Source organism: Pseudomonas sp. DSV-1, from assembly GCF_035830915.1.
In the GTDB taxonomy this organism is placed as follows: Bacteria; Pseudomonadota; Gammaproteobacteria; order Pseudomonadales; family Pseudomonadaceae; genus Aquipseudomonas.
Genome location: NZ_JAYMYG010000001.1, coordinates 1,403,384 through 1,425,499, shown reverse-complemented (window position 1 = coordinate 1,425,499; position 22,116 = coordinate 1,403,384). Strand labels below are relative to the sequence as shown.

Genomic DNA, 22,116 nt, shown 5'->3' with positions numbered 1-22,116 from the left:
CGGCTACGGATGGGGTGTTTGATGCCTGTTGAGCGCTATCCGCTCAACAGGCGCGCAACCCTGAGCGGTTAGCGCTCGTGTGAGCGCTCAATGCCCAGGCGTTGCAGGCGGCGCTTGAGGGCGTGCCGGGAAATCCCCAGCAATTGCGCGGCCAGGCCTTTGTGGCCCGCCGTGCGGGTCAGGGCATCAGTGACCAGTTCACGCTCGGCACGTTCGAGCTGATCACCCAGCACCAGGGCCGTGTTGTCGGGCAATGGGGATTCTTGCAACTGCGCCGGCAGCATCCCGGCACTGATCCCTTGCCCCGGCAAAAGAATGGTCAGGCGCTCGACCAGGTTCTTCAACTCGCGCACATTGCCCGGCCAGCGATGACGGCGCAGCCGCTCGACGCAGTCAGGCAAAAACCGGATCGGACTCACGCCCTCTTCCAGCGCCTGGCGCTGGGCAAAGTACTGGGCCAGAAGCAGCAGATCATCTTCGCGTTCACGCAAGGCCGGAATATCCACGGTGATCACGTTCAGGCGATAAAACAGGTCTTCACGAAACCGTCCCAGGCGGACATCGTCGGCCAGGTCCCGATTGGTGGCAGCCACCACCCTGACATCCGCGCTGCTGGCCTGGCTGGCACCCACGGCGCGGTAGTTTCCGTTCTCCAGAAAATGCAAAAGCTTGGCTTGCAGACTCAACGGCAGTTCACCAATTTCATCCAGAAACAGCGTCCCGCCATTGGCCTGGCTGACCAGCCCGGCACGCTTTTGATGGGCACCGGTGTAGGCACCCTTTTCGGAGCCAAACAGTTCAGCCTCAATCAACTGTTCCGGCAAGGCCGCGCAGTTGACCTCGATAAAGGCGCAGCCAGCACGTGAGCTGTAGCCGTGAAGGGCCTGGGCCACCAGGGTTTTGCCCGTGCCGGACTCGCCCAGCAGCAGGATCCGCGTTGCCGAACTGCGGGCAATCCGCTGCACGGCCCCATGCAATGCCAACATGACCGCGCTCTGGCCTTGCAGGCCTGCCGCCAACTCCCCACTGGCGACCGGCTCCGGCCCATCAAGGGCCAGGGTGCTGCTGATGGTGGCGAGCAAGTCATCCAGTTCAAACGGCTTGGTCAGGTAATCGGTCGCACCGCCCTTGACCGCCTGAACGGCCGCACGGGTATCCCCATGGGCAGAAATCATGATCACCGGCAGCAGCGGGCTGCGCAGGCGCAAGCCGTCCAGAGTGGCCATGCCGTCAATCCCCGGCAGGCCAAGATCGAGCAGGACAATGTCGATGTCATCCAGGGCATGCTGCAGTGCCGCTTCGCCACTGCCGGCCGTGCTGATGCGCATGCCCTCCTCACGCAAGGCATAGCTGAGCGAGCGCACCAGCGCTTCTTCATCGTCGACGATTAAAACGTGAACATCGGACATCAGCGACTCACTTCAATTCGTTCTCTGTTGGGACGTGTCCTGCTAGCAGGGGGGATGGCGGCATCGGGCAATCCAGTATCACCCGAGTGCCCTCGCCCACGGTGCTGGCGATTTCCATTCGGGCGCCGTTGGCCTCCAGCAACTGCTGGCAAATGCTTAGCCCCAAGCCGGTGCCACGGGCCTTGAGGGTGAAAAATGGCTGGCGGATATTCTGCAAGTCAGCGGCCGATATACCGCAGCCCTGATCAGTGACCACCATACGTACCCGCCCTTGCCAGGGCTCGGCGTCAAGCCGGACAACCTGCCCCTCGCTGCTGGCCTGCAAGGCGTTCAAGCATAAATTGAGCAACACCTGCTGGGCCTGATCCGGGTCGATATACACCTGCAAGTCCGGTGGCGCAGCGCACTGAAAATCAATGTTGCGTGCCTGCATCTGGGGCCCGACCACGTGCGCGGCGTGGGCAAAAAGCTGCGCCACCGACACCTCTCGCGGCTGAGCCGGGCGCGGCCTGCCGTACTCCAGCAAGTCATTGGTGACCCGTGACAGGCGGTCGATTTCCTTGACCAGATCACTCAGCAGCAGGCGTCGTTGCGGCTCTTGCTCCCGGCGCAGCAGGGCCTGAACGGTAGTTTTCATGGTTGCCAGTGGATTGCGCACCTCATGGGCAACACCGGTGGCGAATGTACCGAGCACCGCGAGGTTTTCGGTGCGCACGGTTTTTTCCATGACCTGGGCCAGGCGCTCGGCCATCACGTTGAACGCCCGGGCTACATGGCTGATTTCATCGTCACGGGGCTGCCGGGCCAGACGGTAGGTCAGGTCGCCCATGGACAGCTGGTGGGCACCTTGCAGCAGCGTACTGACCCGTGAACGCAGTTGCCGGGACAGGGTGAAAAACACGATCAGGATAAAACCGATGAAACCCGCAGCGACCCAGTACAGCCACCACCGGGCGTCGTTGAGCGGCTTGAGGATCGCTCCCGGCTCCACGCTGAACACCAACTGCCAGCCCGGCAGAATGACCGGTCCTTCATGCCATTGGGTCGGGGCCTTGACCTGACGGCCAGTGGGGTCGACAAACTCGCCTCCGGGCACGCGCAACAGCGGCGCAACCACACCGCTCATGCCTGCACTGACCAGCAGTTCGGTCAAGGACGCCAGGCGTAGATGCAGCGCAATCCGTACCCGCTGGTTGGTGCGGCCGTTGCGCACGCTCTTGCGGATCAGAAAGCTGCCCGAACCTCCCGCCTTGGGCAGCAGCGGGCCAATGACCTCCACATCCCCCACCTTTTGCACCGCCAGACCCGCGATGGACCAGTGCTCACTGCCCCAGTAAGGCTCACCGGAGGCAGACTGGCCTGGCAATACCTTGACCAGCCGGTCCTGCTCATCGAAAAACAGCACCCCGTACATGAAGGGCAAGTCCCCCTCCAGCTTGAGCAACGAATCCACGTCACTGATCAGGGGTGACGGGTCGGCGATAAAATCCGGCATGTTGGGGTGATTCGACAGGGCCGAGAGCTGGTAAAAGCGGTCATCCAGAAACGATGACAAGCGGTTTGCCGTCGACAGCGCCTGAGCGTCGAGCCGCTCACCGGTCAGGCGGTTGAGCAGATCCTTGGCCAATTGCTCGTAAAGAACGGCAAGGGTGATCAGCGCAATGCTCATCACAAAAACCGAAAGTAGGGTATAGCGCGCCACCAGGCTTCGGTGTGGCCGGGCCAGCCAATGGAGCAGCGCATGGAAAGAGGCATTGAGGGTCATGGTGTGCTTGATTGTTTTTTTAATGGCACCAGCATAGGGATCGACCCTGCGCGCTGTCCATGACAAACAGACCTTTGAGTTGCGATCGGGCACCCCTCTCGATTAATATACGTTTCATATACATTTCATATTGAGCATTCAGATGGGCATCGTAAAGATCTCGGACGCCACCCATGAAAACTTGCGGGTCGCCAGCAACGCACTCAACCGTTCGATCAATGCACAGGCAGAGCACTGGATGCGTATCGGCATGTTGACCGAATTGCATCCCGACCTGGATCACAACCAGATCTGCCGCTTGCTGATACAGGCCGAACTGCAAGGCGGTCTCGATTTGAAGCACGTGTGCGAACTGGCTGATGCCACTGCGGGAGCAAATCAATGAGAAACAACGTCGTTATCAATAGCCCGGCACAGATTGCCCAGTCCAAGGTGGCGGGCAAACTGGCCGCCGAGGTGCTGGCCATGATCGGCGAACACGTGAAGGCGGGCGTTACCACCGACCAGCTCGACCAGATCTGCCACGACTACATCGTCAATGTGCAGAAGGCCATTCCGGGCAACGTGGGCTACCACGGCTTTCCGAAAACCGTGTGCGCGTCGGTCAATGAAGTGGTGTGCCACGGCATCCCGTCGAACCGGGTGCTGCAGGACGGCGACATCGTCAATATCGACATTGCGGTGGTCAAGGATGGCTGGTTCGGCGACACCAGCCGCATGTACTTCGTCGGCGAACCCAGTGCCGCCGCACGGCATCTGGTCAAGACCACCTACGACGCCATGTGCGCCGGTATCCGCATGGTGCGCCCCGGAGCAACCCTGGGCGATATCGGCCACGCCATCCAGACCCTCGCCGAGAAAGAAGGCTTCAGCGTCGTGCGCGAGTACTGCGGCCACGGCATCGGCAAGGTCTATCACGACGAGCCGCAAGTGCTGCACTACGGCTATCCGGGCCAGGGTATGAAGCTCAAGACCGGCATGATTTTCACCATCGAGCCCATGCTCAATGCCGGCAAACGCCATGTCAAAACCCTGCCCGATCACTGGACCGTGGTCACTAAGGATGGCGCGCTATCGGCTCAGTGGGAGCACATGGTCGCCGTGACCGACGAAGGCTTTGAAGTATTGAGCCCGTGGCCGGACACGATGGCAGACTACCCCGCCATCGTTTGACGGGCACTGCATAGGGACGGCGATATGGCGGTTGAAAATTACGAGCAATTGGCAATCTTCTCGGTCGTCGCCCAAGAGCGCAGTTTTACGCGCGCCGCGGCCCGGCTCGGCATATCGCAACCAGCACTCAGCCGGGCCATGCGCCAACTGGAGGAGCGGCTGGGGGTCAGGTTGCTGGCGCGGACAACCCGCAGCGTTGCCCCCACGCAAGCGGGGGAGCACCTGTTGCAGGTGATTGCGCCACGCTTCGACGAGATCAATAACGAACTGGCGCTGCTCAGCAAGTTCCGCGACAAACCTGCGGGTACATTACGCATCACGGCAGGGGAGCATGCCTCGATCGCGGTCCTGCAACCGGTGCTGGCTCAGCTGTTGCCTGACAACCCCGACTTGAACATTGAAATCATCGTTGACTACGGCCTGACCGATATTGTCGCCGAGGGCTTCGACGCTGGCGTGCGTCTGGGCGAACAGGTAGCCAAGGACATGATTGCCATGCGTATCGGCCCCGATATGCGCATGGCCGTGGTCGGTTCCCCCGCGTACTTCAGTCGCTACCCCACGCCGGTGACCCCGGCCGACCTGGTGTCACACAACTGCATAACGCTGCGCATGCCCACCCACGGCGGCCTGTTTATGTGGGAGTTCGAGAAAAACGGCCAGGCGCTCAAGGTGCGGATAGAAGGCCAACTGGTGTTCAACAACATTGCCATGCGCCTGGAGTCGGTCCTGCAGGGGCTGGGCCTGGCCTATATGCCGGAAGATGTGGTGCGGCCCCATGTCGAGCAGGGCCGTTTGATCCGCGTGCTGGAGGACTGGTGCGAACCCTACTCTGGCTACCACCTCTATTACCCGAGCCGTCGTCAGTCTTCCCCGGCCTTCACCCTGTTGCGCGAAGCCCTGCGCTACCCCGACTGACGCGCTGCCAGTTGCGCGTCCAGCGCCTCGACGGCGCGCCGGGCGGCATCTCCATCACCGCTTTCGGCCAATACCTGGCTCACCTCGCGCAGTTGCGCCTCGCTCAGACCCACCCGCAGGCTTGCGCCCATGTGTGAGCGCAGTTGCGGCTCAACCCCGGGCGTGGCAGCCAGTGCTCCGACGGTCGCCAGCTCGCGGCTTTGCCAGTCCAGATTGTCGCGTTCAAAAATGTCGCCGAACAAATGCGCCTGCAGGTACTGGTTGATCACCGGAGCAAAGTCAAACAACGGGCCCTGTACCGGTGCACCTGAAATACGGGTCTGGTTGGCCTTGCCCGCCGCCAGTAACTCGTCGCCGGTGGGGATCACACGTTCCGGCTCACGCCCCGGCGCATCTTCAATGCCACGTTGCTGACGGGCCTGCAGCACCTTCATCAACTCACCTAGGGCGTTGAGGCTGCGCGGAAAACCGGTGTAGGCATATAACTGCACTAGGATCTCCCTCACCTCGCTGACCGTCAGACCAGCATCGAGCCCCTGATTCAGGGCACGATCAAGCGCTGGCATATTACTGCTGGCCATCGCGGCGGCGATCAGGGGAATCGCGCGCTGGCGGGGCGACAGGCCCTGCTCGACCACCCCGCCGGCAGCGGGCGAATCCCCGGCCGGTTGGGCTGCTTGAGCCCAGGAGGTGGCCAGGCCCAGGCTGAAGGTAAACGCCACGGCCAGCATCGCAGATGCCTGGAATTTAACGGGCTCGGTATTGTTCATCCGTGACTTTCTCCATCCAGGTCACGTTTTTGCCGTCCACCGTGCCGGTGACGGCCAGGTGGGTCATGGCACCGTCTGGCGCTGCGCCATGCCAGTGTTTGATGCCCGGCGGGCAGACCACTACGTCGCCCGGGTAAATCTGCTGCACCGGCTTGCCCCACTCCTGCGTCAGGCCTGCCCCGGAAACCACCACCAGCCGCTGGCCGGCTGGATGAGTGTGCCAGGCCGAGCGTGCTCCAGGCTCGAACGTGACATAGGCACCCGATGCACTGATTTCATCGCTGGCAGCAAACAAGGGATCGACGCGCACCACTCCTGAAAAATAATCCGCTGGCCCCGGCGACGGTACCTGAGTGTCGCCACGGGTGATCTGCTGCGTGCGGGCCCTGTCACTACCGCCAGCGGCGGCGTCAGTCAGGGGCACCGCGGCACACAGCGCAAGCGTCCATAGTGTCCTGTTCATGCCTGCCTCCCGACTCAGAGTGTCCTGGCGTAAAAATCGGCCAGCTGGTTGATGGCTGCGTCGACATATTCAGGCACCCAGTAGGTCTGGATATGGGTCGCGCCCTCGATCTTGAACAACGTCTTGTCCTGGGTGCCCGTAGCCTTGGCGAACGCCTGCTCGGTCATGTACAGCGTGTCGGCCTTGCTGCCGGCAATCATCAGCAGCGGCGTGTTGAGCAGTTCGAGCTGGTTGGTGGCATCGAAGCTCATCAGGTCCAGCAGGCTGCTCAGGGTGTATTTGAAGGTCGAGTTGGGGTGGGCATGGGTCTTGCCGTAATACTCGAAGCCTTCGCGATACAGGTCGAAGGGCAGCTTGGCGATTTGTTCGTCGGTGAGTTTGACATCACCGGTGTACACCACCTCCCCGCCTGCCGCTTCCTGGGCACGGGCTGCGGATGCCTGTTGCAGACGCTCCTGGATAGTGTCCAGTTGCGAATCCATGAAGCCATTACGGCGAACCAGCCCGGAGTTGAACATGCTCACGGTGGCAATCGACTGAAAGCGTTTGTCGCTTTGCCCCGCCTTCAAGGCATAGCCACCGCCGCCGCAGATGCCCAGCAGGCCAAGACGCTGAGGATCAACACCGGGGTAACGGGCGATGAAGTCAGCCATGCCGTGGATGTCTTCAACGCGGTTGGCAGGTTTATCCACATTGCGCGGCTGACCGCCACTGGCCCCCTGATAGGCGGCATCCGCAGTGATGGTGATGTAGCCCTTTTCAGCCAGGCGCTGGGCATACAGGCCCGCCACCTGCTCCTTGACTCCGCCGTTGGGGTGAGCAACAACAATGGCCGGGTATTTTTTGTTGGCATCGTAGTTCGCCGGAGTGTACACATTGGCGGCAATATCCAGGCCGTTGAGCGTGTAGGTAACCGGATGAATGTTGACCTTGCCCGGCTCGTTGCGGGTGATTGCGCCAGCGTAGGTCAAGGTAAACGGGTTGGCTTTGTAGTCGCCCGCCTCGGCGGCGGACATACCGACCATTGCGGCCATTAGCGTGGCTTTAAGCACCGTAAACGTCATAAAAATCTCCCCGTCAAAGTGAAACTTCTGTAGGAAACGGCCGCCATAGACGTGCGCGTATTCAATATAGAAGTAACTTAGCGGCTGGGAGTTAATTGATAAACGGCGCTTACCGGATAGCACTTATATCAAGCATGCATAAATGCCCCACCCTGGCCTGATCTGCACAATGGCGCTACAACCCTCCTTGCACTTGATCCAGCCGCTCGCGCAAGAACTCGATCAATGCCTGCACCGGCTGCGAGCGCTGGCGGTGCTGCGGATAGACCGCCGATAACGCCAGCGGCGCGCAGCGGTAATCGTCCAGCACCCGGACCAATTGCCCGCTCTCCAGCGCCGAGCCGACGATAAAGGTCGGCAGGTAGGTAATCCCCAGCCCGGCGATGGCCGCATCCTTGAGCAACTCACCATTATTGACCCGCATGCGCCCGCTGACGTTGAGGGTCAGGGGCTTGCCCTGCCCTTCGAAACGCCACTGCACTTGACGGCCATGACCGTAGGGCAGGCAATCATGCTCGTGCAGCTCCTGGGGTTTGAGCGGTGTGCCCCGCTCGGCCAGGTAGGCCGGGCTGGCACAGTACACGCGATCGATGCTGGCGATACGGCGGGCAATCAGGGTCGAGTCTTCCAGCACGCCGATGCGCAAGGCCAGGTCATAGCCTTCGCTGAGCAAGTCCACTGGCCGGTCGCTGAGGTCCACCTCTACGGTCACGCCGCTGTAGCGCTGCAAAAACAACGGCAGCAGGCAGCCCAGCTGGGCCATCGCAAAGGACAGCGGCGCACTGACCCGCAGGGTGCCGCGCGGCTCGCTGGTCTGGCCGGCGATGCCCTGCTCCATGTGCTCGACGTCGTTGAGCAAGCGCATGGCCGACTCGTAATAGGTCTGCCCCAGGGGCGTGACGTCCAGTCGCCGGGTAGAGCGGTTGAGCAGGCGCACGCCCAGTCGCGCCTCCAGTTGCATCAATCGTCGGCTCACGAATTGCTTGGACAGGCCCAGTTGGTCGGCCGCCGCCGTGAAGCTGCCGGAGTCCATGACCTGGCAAAAAATACGCATGTCTTCAAAGGGGTTCATTGTCACTACCTGGTGGACAGTTAAACCCTTTATAGCGGCTTTTTCCCTTTTCAACACCCGTCTATTCTCTGTGCACGGTCCCCCTCTCTCGCCTGCTTTCTGAAACTGGAGTTTGCCCATGTCCTTTCTCCTCGATCACCCGCTGTCCTGGGGTGCCGTGCTGTTGGTGATCGACACCGCACTCTGGCATCTGGCGCCGTTCAAGCAACGTGTCACCCGGGTGGGGGTGCGTCTGGCGCTGTTTGCAATGTTCAGCGCGTTGATCATCAACGCTGGCGTCAGCCCGTTGCAGGCCCCGCTGTTTACCGATGACCGGGTGGAGCAATTGGGGGCGACGGCGCTGGGAATTGTGTGGTGGCTGTACGCGGCGCGGGTGCTGACCGAAGTGATCGGCCTGGTGCTGATGCGCCGCATCGGTCACAGCGGCCGCCTGCTGCAGGATGTGATTGGCGCCCTGGTGTTTCTGGCGGCCATCGTCGCCGCAGCCGGGTACGTGCTGGAGTTGCCGGTCAAAGGATTGCTGGCGACTTCCGGGGTAGTCGCCATTGTGGTCGGCCTGGCCTTGCAGAGCACCCTCAGTGACGTGTTTTCCGGCATCGTGCTCAACACCACCAAGCCGTATCAGGTGGATGACTGGGTGGTGATCGACGGTGTCGAAGGCAAGGTGCTGGATATCGACTGGCGCGCCACCCACCTGCTGACCAGCGCGGGCAGTACGGCGGTCGTGCCCAACTCGGTGGCGGCCAAGGCCAAGATCGTCAACCTGAGCCGGCCCACGAATCTGCATGGCGTGTCGATCAGCATTCAGGTGCCCAACCATGTTCGCCCCCGCCGGGTGCTCGATGCACTGGAGCGCACGCTGCAGGGCAGCAGCAGCCTGCTGCTCAATCCTGCGCCCAAAGCGGTGCTCAAGGAGGCTGGCGAGATCATGTCCGAATACGTGGCCAGCGGGTTCATTGCCGACTTGGCCAGAAAAAGTGAAGTGCGCAACCAATTGTTTGACCTGGCCCACCGACACCTGGAAGCGGCGGGTATTTCACGCCAGCCTGACGCGATAATCGAACCCGCGGGCCGGGCGCGGGCCTTGCTCGACGAGGTGAAAGTCTTCCGTTCCCTGAGTGAGCAAGAGCGGGACCAGATCGCCCTCTCCATGGTTGCCCAGCAATACGCGGCCGGTCAGGTGGTGCTGGCGCTGGACGAGGTGCCGGACAGCCTGATGGTCATCGCCACCGGAGTGGTCAGCGTGACCGTGCCCGACGCAGCGGGGCCTGTTGAAGCCGGACGCATGGGGCCGGGAGAGATCATGGGCGAGGAAAGCATTCTCACGGACTCGCCGTCCCAGGCGACCTTTACCACCTTGACCTCAAGCATCATTTATCGGCTCGACAAGTCTGTGACCCGCGAATGCATGGCGCAGCGCACAGAGGTAGGACGGGCGTTGAACAGGTTGCAGGCCGTGCGCCAACAAAGTAGTCGCATGGCGCTGATGGCCGCGCCGGCACCGGTCATCAAAGGCGGTTTTTTGAGTTGGTTGCACAGGCGCTGAGAAGTGAGGGTGATATCTGCAGCCGCTGCCGCAGGTTGCGACGGGTTGCGAAGCGACCCTCGTTCCAAAACCAAACGAAGGTCCTGCGGCCCTTATCGCAGCCTACGGCAGCGACTACAAAAGCAACGGAGCTGCCTTACTTGGCGGTCAATACCGAATAGCTGTTCATCAGGTTGCGGTAGTTGGGAATGCGCGGCGACAGCAGGTTCGCCAGGCCTTCCATGTCATTGCGCCAATCCCCTTGCAGCTCGCACGCCACCGAGAACCAGTTCATCAACTGTGCACCCGCTGCCGTCATTCGCGCCCAGGCAGCCTGTTGTACGGTTTCGTTGAAGGTGCCCGACGCATCCGTCACCACAAACACTTCATAACCTTCAGCCAGCGCCGACAGCGTCGGGAAAGTCACGCATACATCCGTCACCACACCCGCAATGATCAGTTGCTTGCGACCGGTCGCCTTGACCGCCTTGACGAAGTCTTCGTTGTCCCAGGCATTGATCTGGCCAGGACGCGGGATGTACGGGGCGTCCGGAAACTGTTCCTTAAGCTCCGGCACCATCGGGCCGTTGGGGCCGTTTTCAAAACTGGTGGTCAGAATGGTCGGCAGTTTGAAAAACTTGGCCACATCGCCCAACGCCAGCACGTTGTTCTTGAATTCGTTTGGCGAGAAATCCTGGACCAGCGAAATCAGACCGGTCTGGTGGTCAACCAGCAACACCACAGCATCATCTTTGTTCAGGCGCTTGTACGGAACAGTGCTCATGTGAAACTCCTCGATAGATAGGTGTTACGGGATCAAAAGGCGAAACAGGAGCAGCCAAAGGCGCCCCAGAATCCGGCAAAGTCGCTGACCGGTGCATTCGACAAACGTGCTTTTTCATGGCCATGGGCATGCACCGCGCATGGCCCGCTGCATTGGTGGACCTGTGCCTGCAGCGGCGCACCCGGGCGCCAGTGGCCGGGGACTTTCACCACCGGCGACCAGTCGGGCAACACCGGTACGCGGGCCGGGCCAAGTTTTTCGAAGTCGCCGGCGGCATACACCACCTTGCCGCCCACCACGGTCAGCACGGACTCGATCCACTTGATGGCTTCTTCGTCGACGCTGAAAAAGTCCGCGCTCAGGGCCGCCACGTCTGCCAACTGGCCGACCTTGATCTGACCCTTTTTGCCCTGTTCGGATGAAAACCAGGCGCTGCCGTGGGTGAACAGCTCCAGCGCAGTGAGCCGGGGCAGGCCTTCGGCGTGCAGCTCAAGACCACCGACCGTGCGACCGCTGACCATCCAGTAGAGCGAAGTCCACGGGTTGTAGCTGGACACGCGGGTGGCATCGGTGCCCGCCCCCACCGGCACGCCTTCGGCCAGCATGCGCTTGATGGGTGGCGTGGCTTCGGCCGCTTTGGCGCCGTATCGCTCGACGAAATACTCGCCCTGGAACGCCATGCGATCCTGAATCGCAATGCCGCCGCCCAGGGCCCTTACCCGCTCAATGTTATGGGGGGTGATGGTTTCGGCATGGTCGAAAAACCACGGCAAGCCATTGAACGGAATATCGCGATTGACCTTCTCGAACACGTCGAGCATGCGACTGATGGATTCGTTGTAGGTGGCATGCAGGCGAAACGGCCAGCGCTGCTCCACCAGGTGGCGCACCACGGGTTCCAGTTCGTCTTCCATGGTTTGCGGCAAGTCCGGGCGCGGCTCAAGGAAGTCCTCGAAGTCCGCTGCCGAAAACACCAGCATTTCTCCGGCGCCGTTGTGCCGCAAAAAGTCATCGCCCTGGTGCAGGGTGACGCTGCTGGTCCAGTTCTTGAAATCGGTCAGTTCTTCCTTGGGCTTTTGCGTAAACAGGTTGTAGGCAATACGGATGGTCAATTGCTGGTCTTTGGCCAGTTGCTCGATGACCTGGTAATCATCTGGATAGTTCTGGAAACCACCGCCCGCATCAATCGCGCTGGTGAGGCCCAGGCGATTGAGTTCGCTCATGAATTGGCGGGTGGAGTTGACCTGATACTCCAGCGGCAGCTTTGGCCCCTTGGCCAGGGTCGAATAGAGGATCATCGCGTTGGGCCGCGCCACCAGCATGCCGGTCGGATTGCCGTTGGCATCGCGCACAATCTCGCCACCCGGCGGGTTCGGGGTATCGCGGGTATAGCCAGCCACTCGCAGCGCGGCACGATTGAGCAGCGCCCGGTCGTACAAGTGCAGGATAAAGACCGGAGTGTCCGGGGCCGCCTGGTTCAGTTCCTCCAGGGTGGGCAGGCGCTTTTCGGCGAACTGGAATTCGTTCCAGCCGCCGACCACGCGCACCCATTGCGGAGTCGGCGTGCGATCGGCCTGATCCTTGAGCATGCGCAACGCATCGGCCAGGGATGGCACGCCTTCCCAGCGCAGTTCGAGGTTGTAGTTCAGGCCGCCACGGATCAGGTGCAGGTGCGAGTCATTAAGGCCCGGAATGACACAGCGCCCCTTGAGGTCGATGACTTGGGTGCCCGTACCGCGCAGGGCCATTGCCTGAGCATCGGTGCCGACGGCCACAAAGCGGCCGTCGCGGATGGCCACGGCACTGGCATGGGGGTTTTCGCGATCGACGGTATTAAATTGGCCATTGAATAAGATCAGATCGGCGTTCATCGCGGTTCCTCGGGTTCAGTGGCAGCAGTCAGCCAGGGCGCGAACACACGCGTCGCCATTGGCATAAACAGATAAACCACCGAAACAACGATGGTCAGCGTGATCACAAAGGTGGCGACCACGTACTGGGAGAAAAAAGGGCTCAAGCCCAGCAAGGGCTTCCAGATCAGCGGCACCAGCAAGGTATGGGGAAAAATCACCATCAGCGTCAGCACGGCCTGCTTCCAGCGGGGTGGTGGCGTTCGGGACTCGGTGTGGGGCGCGAACCAGAATTCGTTGACCGGATTGACCTCGGTCTGGTCACCGTCCGCCAGCATGGGAGTAGCTTCGTTGACCAGTTCGCGGCGTTGCGGCGAGTCCAGCCAGCGCTGCATGGCGTCAGTGGAGCAAAAGCGCAGCACGCAGGTATAGGTGTCCAGACCGGCACTCTTGCCGGGCACGACATCCACCCCCAGATGCCCGTCCCACTGCCCGGCGATGCGCACGATCTTGCGCAGCCACGCGTTGTAGGGCACTTCAAAACCGGCCTTGACCCGATGCTTGACCACCAGGGTCACAACCTCATCGAAAGCCCGGGTCGGCGGATTGATCTCAGTGGATTCAGACATGACGCAAGGCTCCAACCCTATCCAGTCGACTATTCCCTGCAGACACTTCAACCGCGGGAACGAGAGGCTCGCTCCCACGGTGGATCGCTACAGAGTTGAAGTGAAGCAACGCGTATCAGCCCTTGAGAAACGCCAGCAGATCGGCATTGAGCTGATCCTTGTGGGTATCCGTCAGCCCGTGGGGGGCACCGGGGTAGATCTTCAGCGTAGAACCTTTGACCAATCCTGCCGACGCAATGCCCGCAGCTTCGATAGGCACCACCTGGTCGGCGTCGCCGTGGACCACCAGGGTCGGTATGTCGAACTTTTTCAGGTCTTCGGTAAAGTCGGTTTCAGAGAACGCCTTGATACAGTCGTAGGCGTTTTTGTGGCCGCTGGTCATGCCCTGCATCCAGAACCAGTCGATCATGCCCTGGGAGGGTTTGGCCCCCGGTTTGTTGAAACCAAAGAAAGGGCCGCTCGCGAGGTCGATGTACAGCTGCGAACGGTCCGCCAGTGACGCCTGGCGAATCCCGTCAAACACCTCTAGCGGCAAGCCGCCAGGGTTGGCCTGGGTCTTGAGCATCAAGGGCGGCACCGATGAAATCAGCCCCGCCTTGGCCACCCGGCCCGTACCATGACGACCGATATAACGCGCCACTTCACCGCCGCCAGTGGAAAAACCGAACAGCACGGCATCCTGCAGGTCCAGCAGCTCGATCAACTGCGCCAGGTCATCGGCGTAGGTGTCCATATCGTTGCCTGCCCACGGCTGGCTGGAGCGCCCGTGGCCGCGGCGATCATGGGCGATCACCCGATAGCCCTTGGACGCCAGGAACAGCATCTGCGATTCCCAGCTATCGGCGTTCAGCGGCCAGCCGTGGCTGAACACCACGGGCTGCCCCGTGCCCCAGTCCTTGTAGTAGATTTCGGTGCCATCGCGGGTGGTGAACGTACTCATGGGGCGGTCATCCTTGTGCAAGTGCAAAGAGTTCTCATCTATCTTGGCAGGCATCGATGACAGCACAACTGCTCTGGTAGGAGCGTTACGGCCATATCGGTGCCCACCACGGACAGTAGAGGCTAGCTGAACTGCTCGCGGTACTGAGCCGGGGTCAGACCAAGCTTTTCATTGAACAGAAAACGCATGTGCCTGACGCTGCCGAAGCCACTTTTGAAAGCGACTGTTTTCAGGGGCAACTCACTGGTCTCCAGCAGGTTTCTGGCCCGGTCTATACGCGCGCCCTGAAGAAAATCCATGGGCGTCATGTTGACCTCACGGGCAAAAACCCGGGCAAAGTGCCTGGCACTCATACTGGCCAGGCTGGCCAAGGATTCAATGCTGAAAGCCTGATCGAGGTGTTCGAGCATATGGTTCTGAACCCGGGTTATGGGGGTTTCCTGGGGGCCAACCGAGGCCATCAGCGGACTGAACTGCGCCTGGCCGCCCTGACGCTTCATGACCACCAGCAGGACTTTGGCCACGTCCAGGGCGATTTTTTTGCCGTGGTCATTGGCGACGACCGACAGCGCAAGATCGATACCGGCCGTGACGCCGCCAGAGGTAATGAGATTGCGGTCCTGCACGAAAATCTGGTCGACCTCTACCCGGGCCGAGGGGAAGGCCTTGATCAGCCGCTCGGTGTAATGCCAATGGGTCGTGACGCGATAGCCATCCAGCAAACCGGCAAAGCCCAGCAAGAATGCCCCGGTGCAGATGGACCCGTATTGCCCGGCCCGGGTCACGGCGCCCTTGAGCCACTCCAGCAATGCCTGCGGTTTATCGTTGTAGGCCCCCGGGCCACCGGGTACCAGCAGCAAGTCATAGTGCCCGCTGGCCTGGTCAATATGCCGATCCGCCTGCAGCTTTACGCCATTTGAGGCGCGCAGCAGGCCGGGCTCGGTCGCCAGAGTGGTCAATTCATACTGCTGATCCGGCTGTAGATAGCGGTTGGCAATCGAGAACACCTCCATGGGCCCCGCCATGTCGAGCAGCAGAAAGTCTGGAAACAACACCATCGCCACGGTTTTCATAAGATAGATTTCACTGTAGGCAGCTGCATGAGCGAGTCCGCTGTGGATAAACAATAGTGCGCCGCATCCGGGCCACTGCAAACGCGCAGTTCATGAGCGAGCGTCGGAAAAATCATACGTGATAAATCCGCTAAAATTGTCAACTACAGAGAGACATTGTTTCAGTTTCCATCTACTTAATTTACTGATCAGTAACCATTAACCTTCTCCTCACTCGGACGAATCAACGTCCACACAGGAGATGTCATCATGCTGACCCTTCGCAAAGCATCCGATCGCGGCGCCGCCAACCATGGCTGGTTGAAATCGTTCCACACCTTCTCATTTGCCAACTATCGCAACCTGGATGAACAAGGCTTCTCCGACCTGTTGGTGATCAACGACGACCGCGTGGCAGCGGGTAAAGGGTTCGGTCAGCACCCCCATCGCGACATGGAAATTTTCTCCTACGTGCTCGACGGTGCGCTGGAACACAAGGACACCCTGGGCACAGGTTCAGTGATCCGCCCGGGTGACGTGCAATTGATGAGCGCCGGCAGCGGCGTGGCGCACAGCGAGTACAACCACTCGCACAACGAGCCTGTGCACTTTTTGCAAATCTGGATCGTGCCTGACGTCGGTGGCGCCAAACCCCGCTACCAACAAGAGCACTTCACCACGCAAAAGAAACGCGGACGCCTGCAACTGATCATCTCGCCCGATGGCGCCGATGGTTCGCTCCACGTACGCCAGGATGCCCGGGGGTATTCAGCCCTGATAGACGGCCAGGAAAGCGCCACGCTGGAACTTGCCGCCGATCGCTACGCCTATGTGCACGTGGCACGTGGTAGCGTCGAACTCAACGGCATGGCACTGCAGGAAGGCGACGGCGTGCGCGTGCGCAAGGAGCAACGGCTGACCTTGGACAATGGCAGTGACGCCGAGGTGCTGGTATTCGATCTGCGGGCGCAGGAATTGCCGCAGATGCCTTGACGGGCTGAAGCTGGGTTATGCGTACGATCAATGGCGTCGCTAACAAGTCGTCTGGGGTGCTGCCGGTGATAAAACACGCTGGCGGTACCATCATTCGAGCATTGCTTGCGAAGGAGAGTGCTATCAAACATTCTTATAGCAGCAGGCGCACGGCTTATTAACAATCCAGCCTACCTAAACTCGTCTCTTTATAGCCGCACGACAAGACGGTCAGCACTGCAACTTCATTTCTTACTCTGCCAATTCACGATACTTCTGAGGCGTCATACCAAACCAACGCAACGACGCCTTGTGGAAACTGCTCTTATCACAAAAACCCAGAGTCGCGCATATATACTTCAAGTTGTAAGCCGAATCCTTCAACAAATGACGCGCCAGCTCTTTTCGAGAGGCCTCAAAAATAGCCGTAAAGGTAGTTTCTTCACGCTGCAAATAGTTTTGCAGTGTTCTAGCGCTCATCTTCATGGCTCTCGATACCGTTTGAACGGTAGGAATACAGCCAACCAACAACCCATCAGATACGATTTTTTTAATCCTGGATGACATGAGCCCACTGATTGAATTTTGCAAATAAACATTCAGCACATCCGTGTGCACGACATTCAATGTCGGCGAGGCAGATATCAAAGGATAATCATACACTTCCCTCCTGAAAAGCAGACTATTCGACGCTGAAGAAAAGGTAATATTTTTCCCAAATATTGCTTTTAATGCATTTAAGTCCACCGGCTCAGCATATGTAAATTCCGCAGCGACTGGTTGAACAGCCTGATTGGGGACTAGCCACTGCATCAAGCCTAAGAACACTGACGCCCCTGAATCAATGAACACTCTTGGTGGTTTATCACCTACTTCAAAACCTAAAACCTTAAGATATTTTCCGCGAAACTCGACTTTCAAAAAAGAGCCATTGCTAATTAATGGATGGTACGTCACCAACCGCTCCAGCGCATGCCCTAATGTTGAACATGACATCACCGCGTACCCGAGAACACCCAACATTGCGGGGTGTGCATTACCGAATGCTTTCAAACCAAGATCTGGATCCTCCACCTTGGCCGTCAAATCATTTAACCATTCATACACCCGTACAATATCTATATATTCACCAGGCCCCAGCACATCCACATCAAAGCCGTCTTTACTCGAAAAGTGATAACCAAGTGCATGACCAAGTAACCGCACATACGCCTTACTAATATTAAACATCTACGACACATCCCTGATATAAAATACTGCAAGCTCAGAGCAGAGCAGCTTACATGACACATTAAATCTTTGATGACGGGGTCTTGGACGTCAATAGTGCATGCGCTCATGGACACCACTCTATCGCCCCAGAACACTTATCATCCAAACAGAAACGTGCCACTATACCGTTGATAAAGCTGGATCTAATACTTTAATTTAAGTAGCTCATATTAACGATGACACTCAATCCAAAGCGAAATCAACACAAAGGATGGGTATGGGCCTTCAAAAAGATAAGGTCCTATCAATTCTCAATCACCACCGCTTTTTTTCGAGCGACTCTCTACCTCTTGACAGGCGACACCGGCATATTTGGACGCAAGGACAGCTACACAAAGTTTCGAATAAAACGGTGAATGTTCAATCCAGATAACGATTTGCACAGTGACACAAACCACTTAGAACTTATCAAACGGCGCACTTATAATGAGCCAACACCCTCAAGTCATAGTGATTGCGAGTGGCAAAGGTGGGACGGGAAAAAGTACCTTATCGATCAACCTCTCAATGGCGCTGGCAGACCTTGGAAAACGCGTTGCAATTCTCGACGCTAACCTGGAACTTCCCAGCATTGCTACGCTTTTGAACATTTCACCTGACTATACCATTACAGATTTAATCGAAGGGAATAGCTCCCTTCGAGAGGTCATCTATAACGGACCTAAAGGCATCAACTTGATTCTCGGCAGCAGCCTGCCGAAATCGATGAAACATTTATCGACGGCTCATCACTTTGGCATCGTCAACGCGCTCAGCACAATTTCCAAAGAACTCGACATCCTTGTCATTGACACAGCGCCCGGCATTAACAAGTGCACGCTTAACTTCATCCGCGCCTCACAAGAAATTTTGCTTGTCACCTGCAGCGAACCAACGGCCATCGCCAGCACACAGGCGCTTATACATATACTGCACAGCACTTACGACTTACACAACTTCAGAATACTGATCAACAAAGCCATTGACACACATGAAGGTCAAAAAGCTTTCAACACCCTTCAACAATTAAACAAGAACAACGATGTATTTCTGAGTTACGCCGGGTACGTTCATGAACATAAGTCATCCCGAATGGCAGCCAGTAAAGGCAAGGCTTTATATGACATGTTTCCCAAATCAGACTTTGCTCATGACATTAAAAAAATAGCCAAATCAATTGAAAAATGGCCCCTGCGCGAAACACCCACAGGCCACATAGAATTCTTTTTGGAATCCCTCATCCAAAAATCCCAGACCGTATAAACACACCGTAAAACACAGACTTTTTCAGGATGAAAACTCACATGACATGGACGTTCAAAGACCGCTTCAACTCTGACAAATTTATTACGGTTAACGATGATTTTCCCAGAATTTTAAAACTACTGGGAGAAACGTTTCAAGACTTTCGCCACCACAACTGCATGGGCAGGCCAGCACAAAAAAAATTAATATCCAGCCGAGGCAGTGGGTTTGCCAAGGCTATCTATATCCACACACAGATCAGTTACTGCCTGGGCACCCATGACTGCCTGGAGGACGCTGAATATGAACACTACTGCACGACCGTCAAGAAGCACTTCATTGACGTTCATCCCCTGTTTGCCATGAGAGCATATGCTGAATGCATCTCACTCATCAGCAGCGATAATGAATCAATTAAACAGACACCACTAAATAAATAACTCAACCGCCTCACTGATCACATATGAAAAGCATCTGACTCCATTCCGGAATGGTCTGTGGTGCGCCGCAATATCAGACGCTCATTGATGATGTGCTCATCGCGCTCTTCAAGGTGACATACACTTTAAATGCTCATCTTACGGCGCGGTCGACATGGCGCCCGGTTTTCTCGCCGCGTGCGATAGCCGTTTCAACCGTGTCAAGGTGCCTTGGGGTAAAGAACGTGTGGACTCTCTTGAGTTGAGGTGACGCCAAGGGGGATATGGGCCAGAGTAGTGGCTGGCTTCGCTTTTGAATGTCCTGCCGCTTAGTTGCTCGCCAGTGCATCTATGAACGCTTTAGCCAACATTTCGCTGGAGCCGCTATGGCTCAACAGCAGCTTTGATTCTCTGCACGCTGAGTGCTTTTTTGTCGGAGTTCTGTGACATGTCTGGTTCCAATATCGATAAATTCAATGAGCTGACCGGCAAGGTGCTGGGTGAGCTGTATCTGAACTTTCCTGTGCCCTTCAACCTGACCGCAGAGCATTTTGTTGAACCGGCAATGGAGTGGAGTGAAGAGCGTCAAATGGATCTGCCCAGCAAAGAGGCTGAGTTTTTTATCGCGACAACGGGATGGCTGATCAACGCGGGGTACATCAGCGGCGGGCTGTTTTCCAACACCCATGTCTCGGATGCCGTACTCACTGTGAAAGGCCTCGAAGTTCTAAACGCAACCCCGCGCAGCCTGACTCATGCCCACTCCCTGCGCGAGCAATTAGCCGAGATTGCCAGAGAAGGCAGCAAGGAAAGCGTTAAGGGGTTGCTTGCCGAGGAACTCATCACGGGTGCAAAAATCATCGCCCCTGCCGTTGGGCTCCTCTGACTTCAGCGCCGCTTGAGATAAACGCGGCTTGAGCTGCGTCGTTGAGGAAGCCGAGAGCCATCATCACGTTGTAGACCTTGGCTTCATAGCTCATTAATAGCGCCTTCCATTGGCACATGCAGCGCTAGCCAAAGTTGGCAGGTAGTTATTTGAGCTTTTTGCCCTCAAAAGGCCCCGACTTTATACCCGCCCACGAAAAAGCCCCTGAAATGTTTAACCATTTCAGGGGCTTCGTCTTGTTCAATAATGGCGGAGAGATAGGGATTCGAACCCTAGGTACTGTCGCCAGTACAACGGATTTCGAATCCGTCCCATTCGGCCACTCTGGCATCTCTCCAACGGCGCGCATCATAACGCGGTTTCTGATTATGGCAAAGCCTTTTTTCAAAAAAACCGCGTGCTATCAGTTGCTTGCGCGCCTTTACTGCTTAAAGCGGGACGCCGAGGCGGTTTGCAACTTCTTCGTAGGCTTCAATGACGTCGCCCAGACCCTGACGGAAGCGGTCCTTGTCCATTTTCTTGCCAGTGGCCTTGTCCCACAGACGGCAACCGTCCGGGCTGAATTCGTCACCCAGGACGATGGAGCCGTCATGGAATACGCCGAATTCAAGCTTGAAGTCCACCAGCAGCAAGCCAGCGTCGTCGAACAATTTGTTCAGTACATCGTTGACCTTGAGCGACAGTTCTTTCATGCGAACCAGTTGCTCGGCAGTGCCCCAACCGAATGCCACGACGTGGGATTCGTTGATGAACGGGTCGCCCTTGGCGTCGTCCTTGAGGAACAGTTCAAAGGTGTACGGGTTGAGCTTCATGCCCTCTTCGACACCCAGGCGCTTGACCAGGCTGCCTGCCGCGTAGTTACGCACAACGCACTCGACAGGGATCATGTCGAGCTTTTTAACCAGGCACTCGTTGTCACCCAGCAGTTTGTCGAATTGGGTCGGCACGCCGGCTTCTTCGAGTTTCTGCATGATGAAGGCGTTGAACTTGTTGTTCACCATACCTTTGCGATCAAGCTGTTCAATACGCTTGCCGTCGAACGCCGAGGTGTCGTTGCGAAACAGCAGGATCAAGCGGTTTTCGTCGTCGGTCTTGTAAACCGATTTCGCTTTACCGCGATAGAGTTCTTCACGTTTTTCCATGATGGGCTCCGCATGCTAAGTAGGTGGGCTAGGCGATTGTGCGCCAGTCGAGCCCTGAATCTTGATCGGCCAGTTGCAGCCAGTCCGGGTCGCACCCTAGGGTGTCGACAAAACATTGCCGGGCCAGCTGCGGCAGGTTGTTCTTGCTGCTGAGGTGTGCCAGTACAAGGTGTTGCAGATCTTGCCAGCCCAACTCGGCCACCAGGCTTGCAGCCTGATGGTTGTTCAAATGTCCTTCCTGGCCCCCTACCCGCTGCTTGAGAAAAGCAGGGTAGTGACCACGGGCAAGCAGGTCGCGGCAATGGTTTGCCTCGATCATCAGTGCATCCAGGTTGCGGTAGCTGTCCAGTACCCCCGCGCAATACGAGCCCAGGTCGGTCAACAAGCCAAACCGCCGCTTGCCGTCACTGAACACGTACTGGGTGGGTTCCTGAGCATCATGGGCCACAAGGGTCACACTGATAGTCAACGCCCCGACTTGCAATGTCTGGCCACCGGCAACGTATCCGGCCGGCTCCAGGGGCTTGCGCATCCCGCGCTGAGTGCCACGACTCATGTACACCGGCAAATTGTAGCGCCGAGACAGCAAACCCACGCCATGCACGTGGTCGGCATGTTCGTGGGTTACCAGAATCGCGCTCAGCTGGTGGGCGCTGACGCCCAACCTGGCCAGGCGACGCTCGGTTTCTCGCAAGGAGAAACCGCAATCGACCAGTACATAAGTGTTGTCGCTGGTTATCAGCGTGCCATTCCCTTGGCTACCACTGCCGAGAACGGCAAAGCGCAT

20 protein-coding genes, 1 tRNA gene and 1 pseudogene are annotated in these 22,116 nt (G+C 58.0%); 8 read left to right on the top strand and 14 right to left on the bottom strand.

Going from position 1 to position 22,116, the window contains the following annotated elements; genetic code table 11:
• Positions 1-68: 68 nt before the first annotated feature.
• Both VSQ83_RS06815 and VSQ83_RS06810 read right to left on the bottom strand, forming a co-directional pair.
• Positions 69-1,409 carry a sigma-54-dependent transcriptional regulator gene (locus VSQ83_RS06815; protein ID WP_326425820.1) on the bottom strand — a complete coding sequence of 447 codons (1,341 nt, stop codon included), beginning with the start codon at positions 1,407-1,409 and terminating at the stop codon, positions 69-71.
• 7 nt (positions 1,410-1,416) lie between these two features.
• Positions 1,417-3,174 carry an ATP-binding protein gene (locus VSQ83_RS06810; RefSeq protein WP_133077792.1) on the bottom strand — a complete coding sequence of 586 codons (1,758 nt, stop codon included), beginning with the start codon at positions 3,172-3,174 and terminating at the stop codon, positions 1,417-1,419.
• Between the two features lie 142 nt (positions 3,175-3,316).
• Here VSQ83_RS06810 and VSQ83_RS06805 point away from each other — a divergent pair, with 142 nt between their 5' ends.
• The 3 genes from VSQ83_RS06805 to VSQ83_RS06795 are packed head-to-tail and all read left to right on the top strand — an operon-like array spanning position 3,317 to position 5,265.
• The gene (locus tag VSQ83_RS06805; RefSeq protein ID WP_133077793.1) at positions 3,317-3,559 is read left to right on the top strand and encodes a ParD-like family protein; all 243 of its coding nucleotides are present in this window, start codon (positions 3,317-3,319) and stop codon (positions 3,557-3,559) included.
• Positions 3,556-4,347: a type I methionyl aminopeptidase gene (gene map / locus VSQ83_RS06800; RefSeq protein ID WP_133077794.1), complete on the top strand. Its 792-nt coding sequence runs from the start codon at positions 3,556-3,558 to the stop codon at positions 4,345-4,347. The genes VSQ83_RS06805 and map overlap by 4 nt, the downstream gene beginning before the upstream one ends.
• A 24-nt stretch (positions 4,348-4,371) precedes the next feature.
• Entirely contained in the window at positions 4,372-5,265 is an 894-nt protein-coding gene (locus tag VSQ83_RS06795) for a LysR family transcriptional regulator (RefSeq protein WP_219262463.1), read from the top strand.
• Here the strand turns inward: VSQ83_RS06795 and VSQ83_RS06790 are convergent.
• The 3 genes and pseudogenes from VSQ83_RS06790 to VSQ83_RS06780 form a co-directional block, all read right to left on the bottom strand.
• Positions 5,253-6,498, bottom strand: a pseudogene (locus tag VSQ83_RS06790) ((R)-mandelonitrile lyase). The gene VSQ83_RS06795 and the pseudogene VSQ83_RS06790 sit on opposite strands and share 13 nt — an antisense overlap.
• 14 nt (positions 6,499-6,512) lie before the next feature.
• Positions 6,513-7,562 (bottom strand): alpha/beta hydrolase, encoded by a 1,050-nt coding sequence (locus VSQ83_RS06785; RefSeq protein ID WP_133077797.1) that lies wholly within the window; start codon positions 7,560-7,562, stop codon positions 6,513-6,515.
• A 175-nt stretch (positions 7,563-7,737) separates the two neighbouring features.
• Positions 7,738-8,634, bottom strand: a complete 897-nt coding sequence (locus VSQ83_RS06780) for a LysR family transcriptional regulator (protein WP_326425817.1) — start codon at positions 8,632-8,634, stop codon at positions 7,738-7,740.
• 118 nt (positions 8,635-8,752) lie between these two features.
• On the opposite strand from VSQ83_RS06780, the gene VSQ83_RS06775 reads away from it, so the two are divergent.
• Positions 8,753-10,180: a mechanosensitive ion channel family protein gene (locus VSQ83_RS06775; RefSeq protein ID WP_326425814.1), complete on the top strand. Its 1,428-nt coding sequence runs from the start codon at positions 8,753-8,755 to the stop codon at positions 10,178-10,180.
• Positions 10,181-10,316: 136 nt separating this feature from the next.
• Here the strand turns inward: VSQ83_RS06775 and ycaC are convergent, their stop codons facing one another.
• The 5 genes from ycaC to VSQ83_RS06750 form a co-directional block, all read right to left on the bottom strand.
• On the bottom strand, positions 10,317-10,943 hold the full coding sequence (gene ycaC, locus VSQ83_RS06770) for an isochorismate family cysteine hydrolase YcaC (protein ID WP_219262467.1): 627 nt from the start codon (positions 10,941-10,943) through the stop codon (positions 10,317-10,319).
• A gap of 32 nt (positions 10,944-10,975) precedes the next feature.
• Positions 10,976-12,814: an amidohydrolase gene (locus VSQ83_RS06765; RefSeq protein WP_219262468.1), complete on the bottom strand. Its 1,839-nt coding sequence runs from the start codon at positions 12,812-12,814 to the stop codon at positions 10,976-10,978.
• On the bottom strand, positions 12,811-13,422 hold the full coding sequence (locus tag VSQ83_RS06760; RefSeq protein ID WP_326425812.1) for an antibiotic biosynthesis monooxygenase: 612 nt from the start codon (positions 13,420-13,422) through the stop codon (positions 12,811-12,813). Before VSQ83_RS06760 ends, VSQ83_RS06765 begins: the two co-directional genes overlap by 4 nt.
• A 115-nt stretch (positions 13,423-13,537) precedes the next feature.
• A complete protein-coding gene (locus tag VSQ83_RS06755; protein ID WP_133077803.1) occupies positions 13,538-14,362 on the bottom strand; it encodes an alpha/beta fold hydrolase in 825 nt (274 codons plus the stop codon).
• Positions 14,363-14,484: 122 nt separating this feature from the next.
• On the bottom strand, positions 14,485-15,435 hold the full coding sequence (locus tag VSQ83_RS06750) for a GlxA family transcriptional regulator (protein WP_326425810.1): 951 nt from the start codon (positions 15,433-15,435) through the stop codon (positions 14,485-14,487).
• Positions 15,436-15,684: 249 nt separating this feature from the next.
• Here VSQ83_RS06750 and VSQ83_RS06745 point away from each other — a divergent pair, with 249 nt between their 5' ends.
• Positions 15,685-16,407: a pirin family protein gene (locus tag VSQ83_RS06745; RefSeq protein WP_326425808.1), complete on the top strand. Its 723-nt coding sequence runs from the start codon at positions 15,685-15,687 to the stop codon at positions 16,405-16,407.
• A gap of 231 nt (positions 16,408-16,638) precedes the next feature.
• Here the strand turns inward: VSQ83_RS06745 and VSQ83_RS06740 are convergent, their stop codons facing one another.
• A complete protein-coding gene (locus VSQ83_RS06740) occupies positions 16,639-17,616 on the bottom strand; it encodes an AraC family transcriptional regulator (RefSeq protein ID WP_326425806.1) in 978 nt (325 codons plus the stop codon).
• 468 nt (positions 17,617-18,084) lie between these two features.
• On the opposite strand from VSQ83_RS06740, the gene VSQ83_RS06735 reads away from it, so the two are divergent.
• The 3 genes from VSQ83_RS06735 to VSQ83_RS06725 all read left to right on the top strand — a co-directional run bounded on the left by VSQ83_RS06735 (position 18,085) and on the right by VSQ83_RS06725 (position 20,187).
• Positions 18,085-18,900 carry a MinD/ParA family ATP-binding protein gene (locus tag VSQ83_RS06735; protein ID WP_326425804.1) on the top strand — a complete coding sequence of 272 codons (816 nt, stop codon included), beginning with the start codon at positions 18,085-18,087 and terminating at the stop codon, positions 18,898-18,900.
• A gap of 41 nt (positions 18,901-18,941) precedes the next feature.
• The gene (locus VSQ83_RS06730) at positions 18,942-19,322 is read left to right on the top strand and encodes a hypothetical protein (protein WP_219262474.1); all 381 of its coding nucleotides are present in this window, start codon (positions 18,942-18,944) and stop codon (positions 19,320-19,322) included.
• Positions 19,323-19,749: 427 nt separating this feature from the next.
• A complete protein-coding gene (locus VSQ83_RS06725; RefSeq protein WP_133077810.1) occupies positions 19,750-20,187 on the top strand; it encodes a hypothetical protein in 438 nt (145 codons plus the stop codon).
• A 247-nt stretch (positions 20,188-20,434) separates the two neighbouring features.
• Here the strand turns inward: VSQ83_RS06725 and VSQ83_RS06720 are convergent.
• The 3 genes from VSQ83_RS06720 to VSQ83_RS06710 form a co-directional block, all read right to left on the bottom strand.
• A tRNA-Ser gene (locus tag VSQ83_RS06720) sits at positions 20,435-20,524 on the bottom strand.
• A gap of 91 nt (positions 20,525-20,615) precedes the next feature.
• Positions 20,616-21,329: a phosphoribosylaminoimidazolesuccinocarboxamide synthase gene (gene purC / locus VSQ83_RS06715; protein ID WP_019410660.1), complete on the bottom strand. Its 714-nt coding sequence runs from the start codon at positions 21,327-21,329 to the stop codon at positions 20,616-20,618.
• Between the two features lie 28 nt (positions 21,330-21,357).
• Entirely contained in the window at positions 21,358-22,116 is a 759-nt protein-coding gene (locus VSQ83_RS06710) for an MBL fold metallo-hydrolase (RefSeq protein ID WP_133077811.1), read from the bottom strand.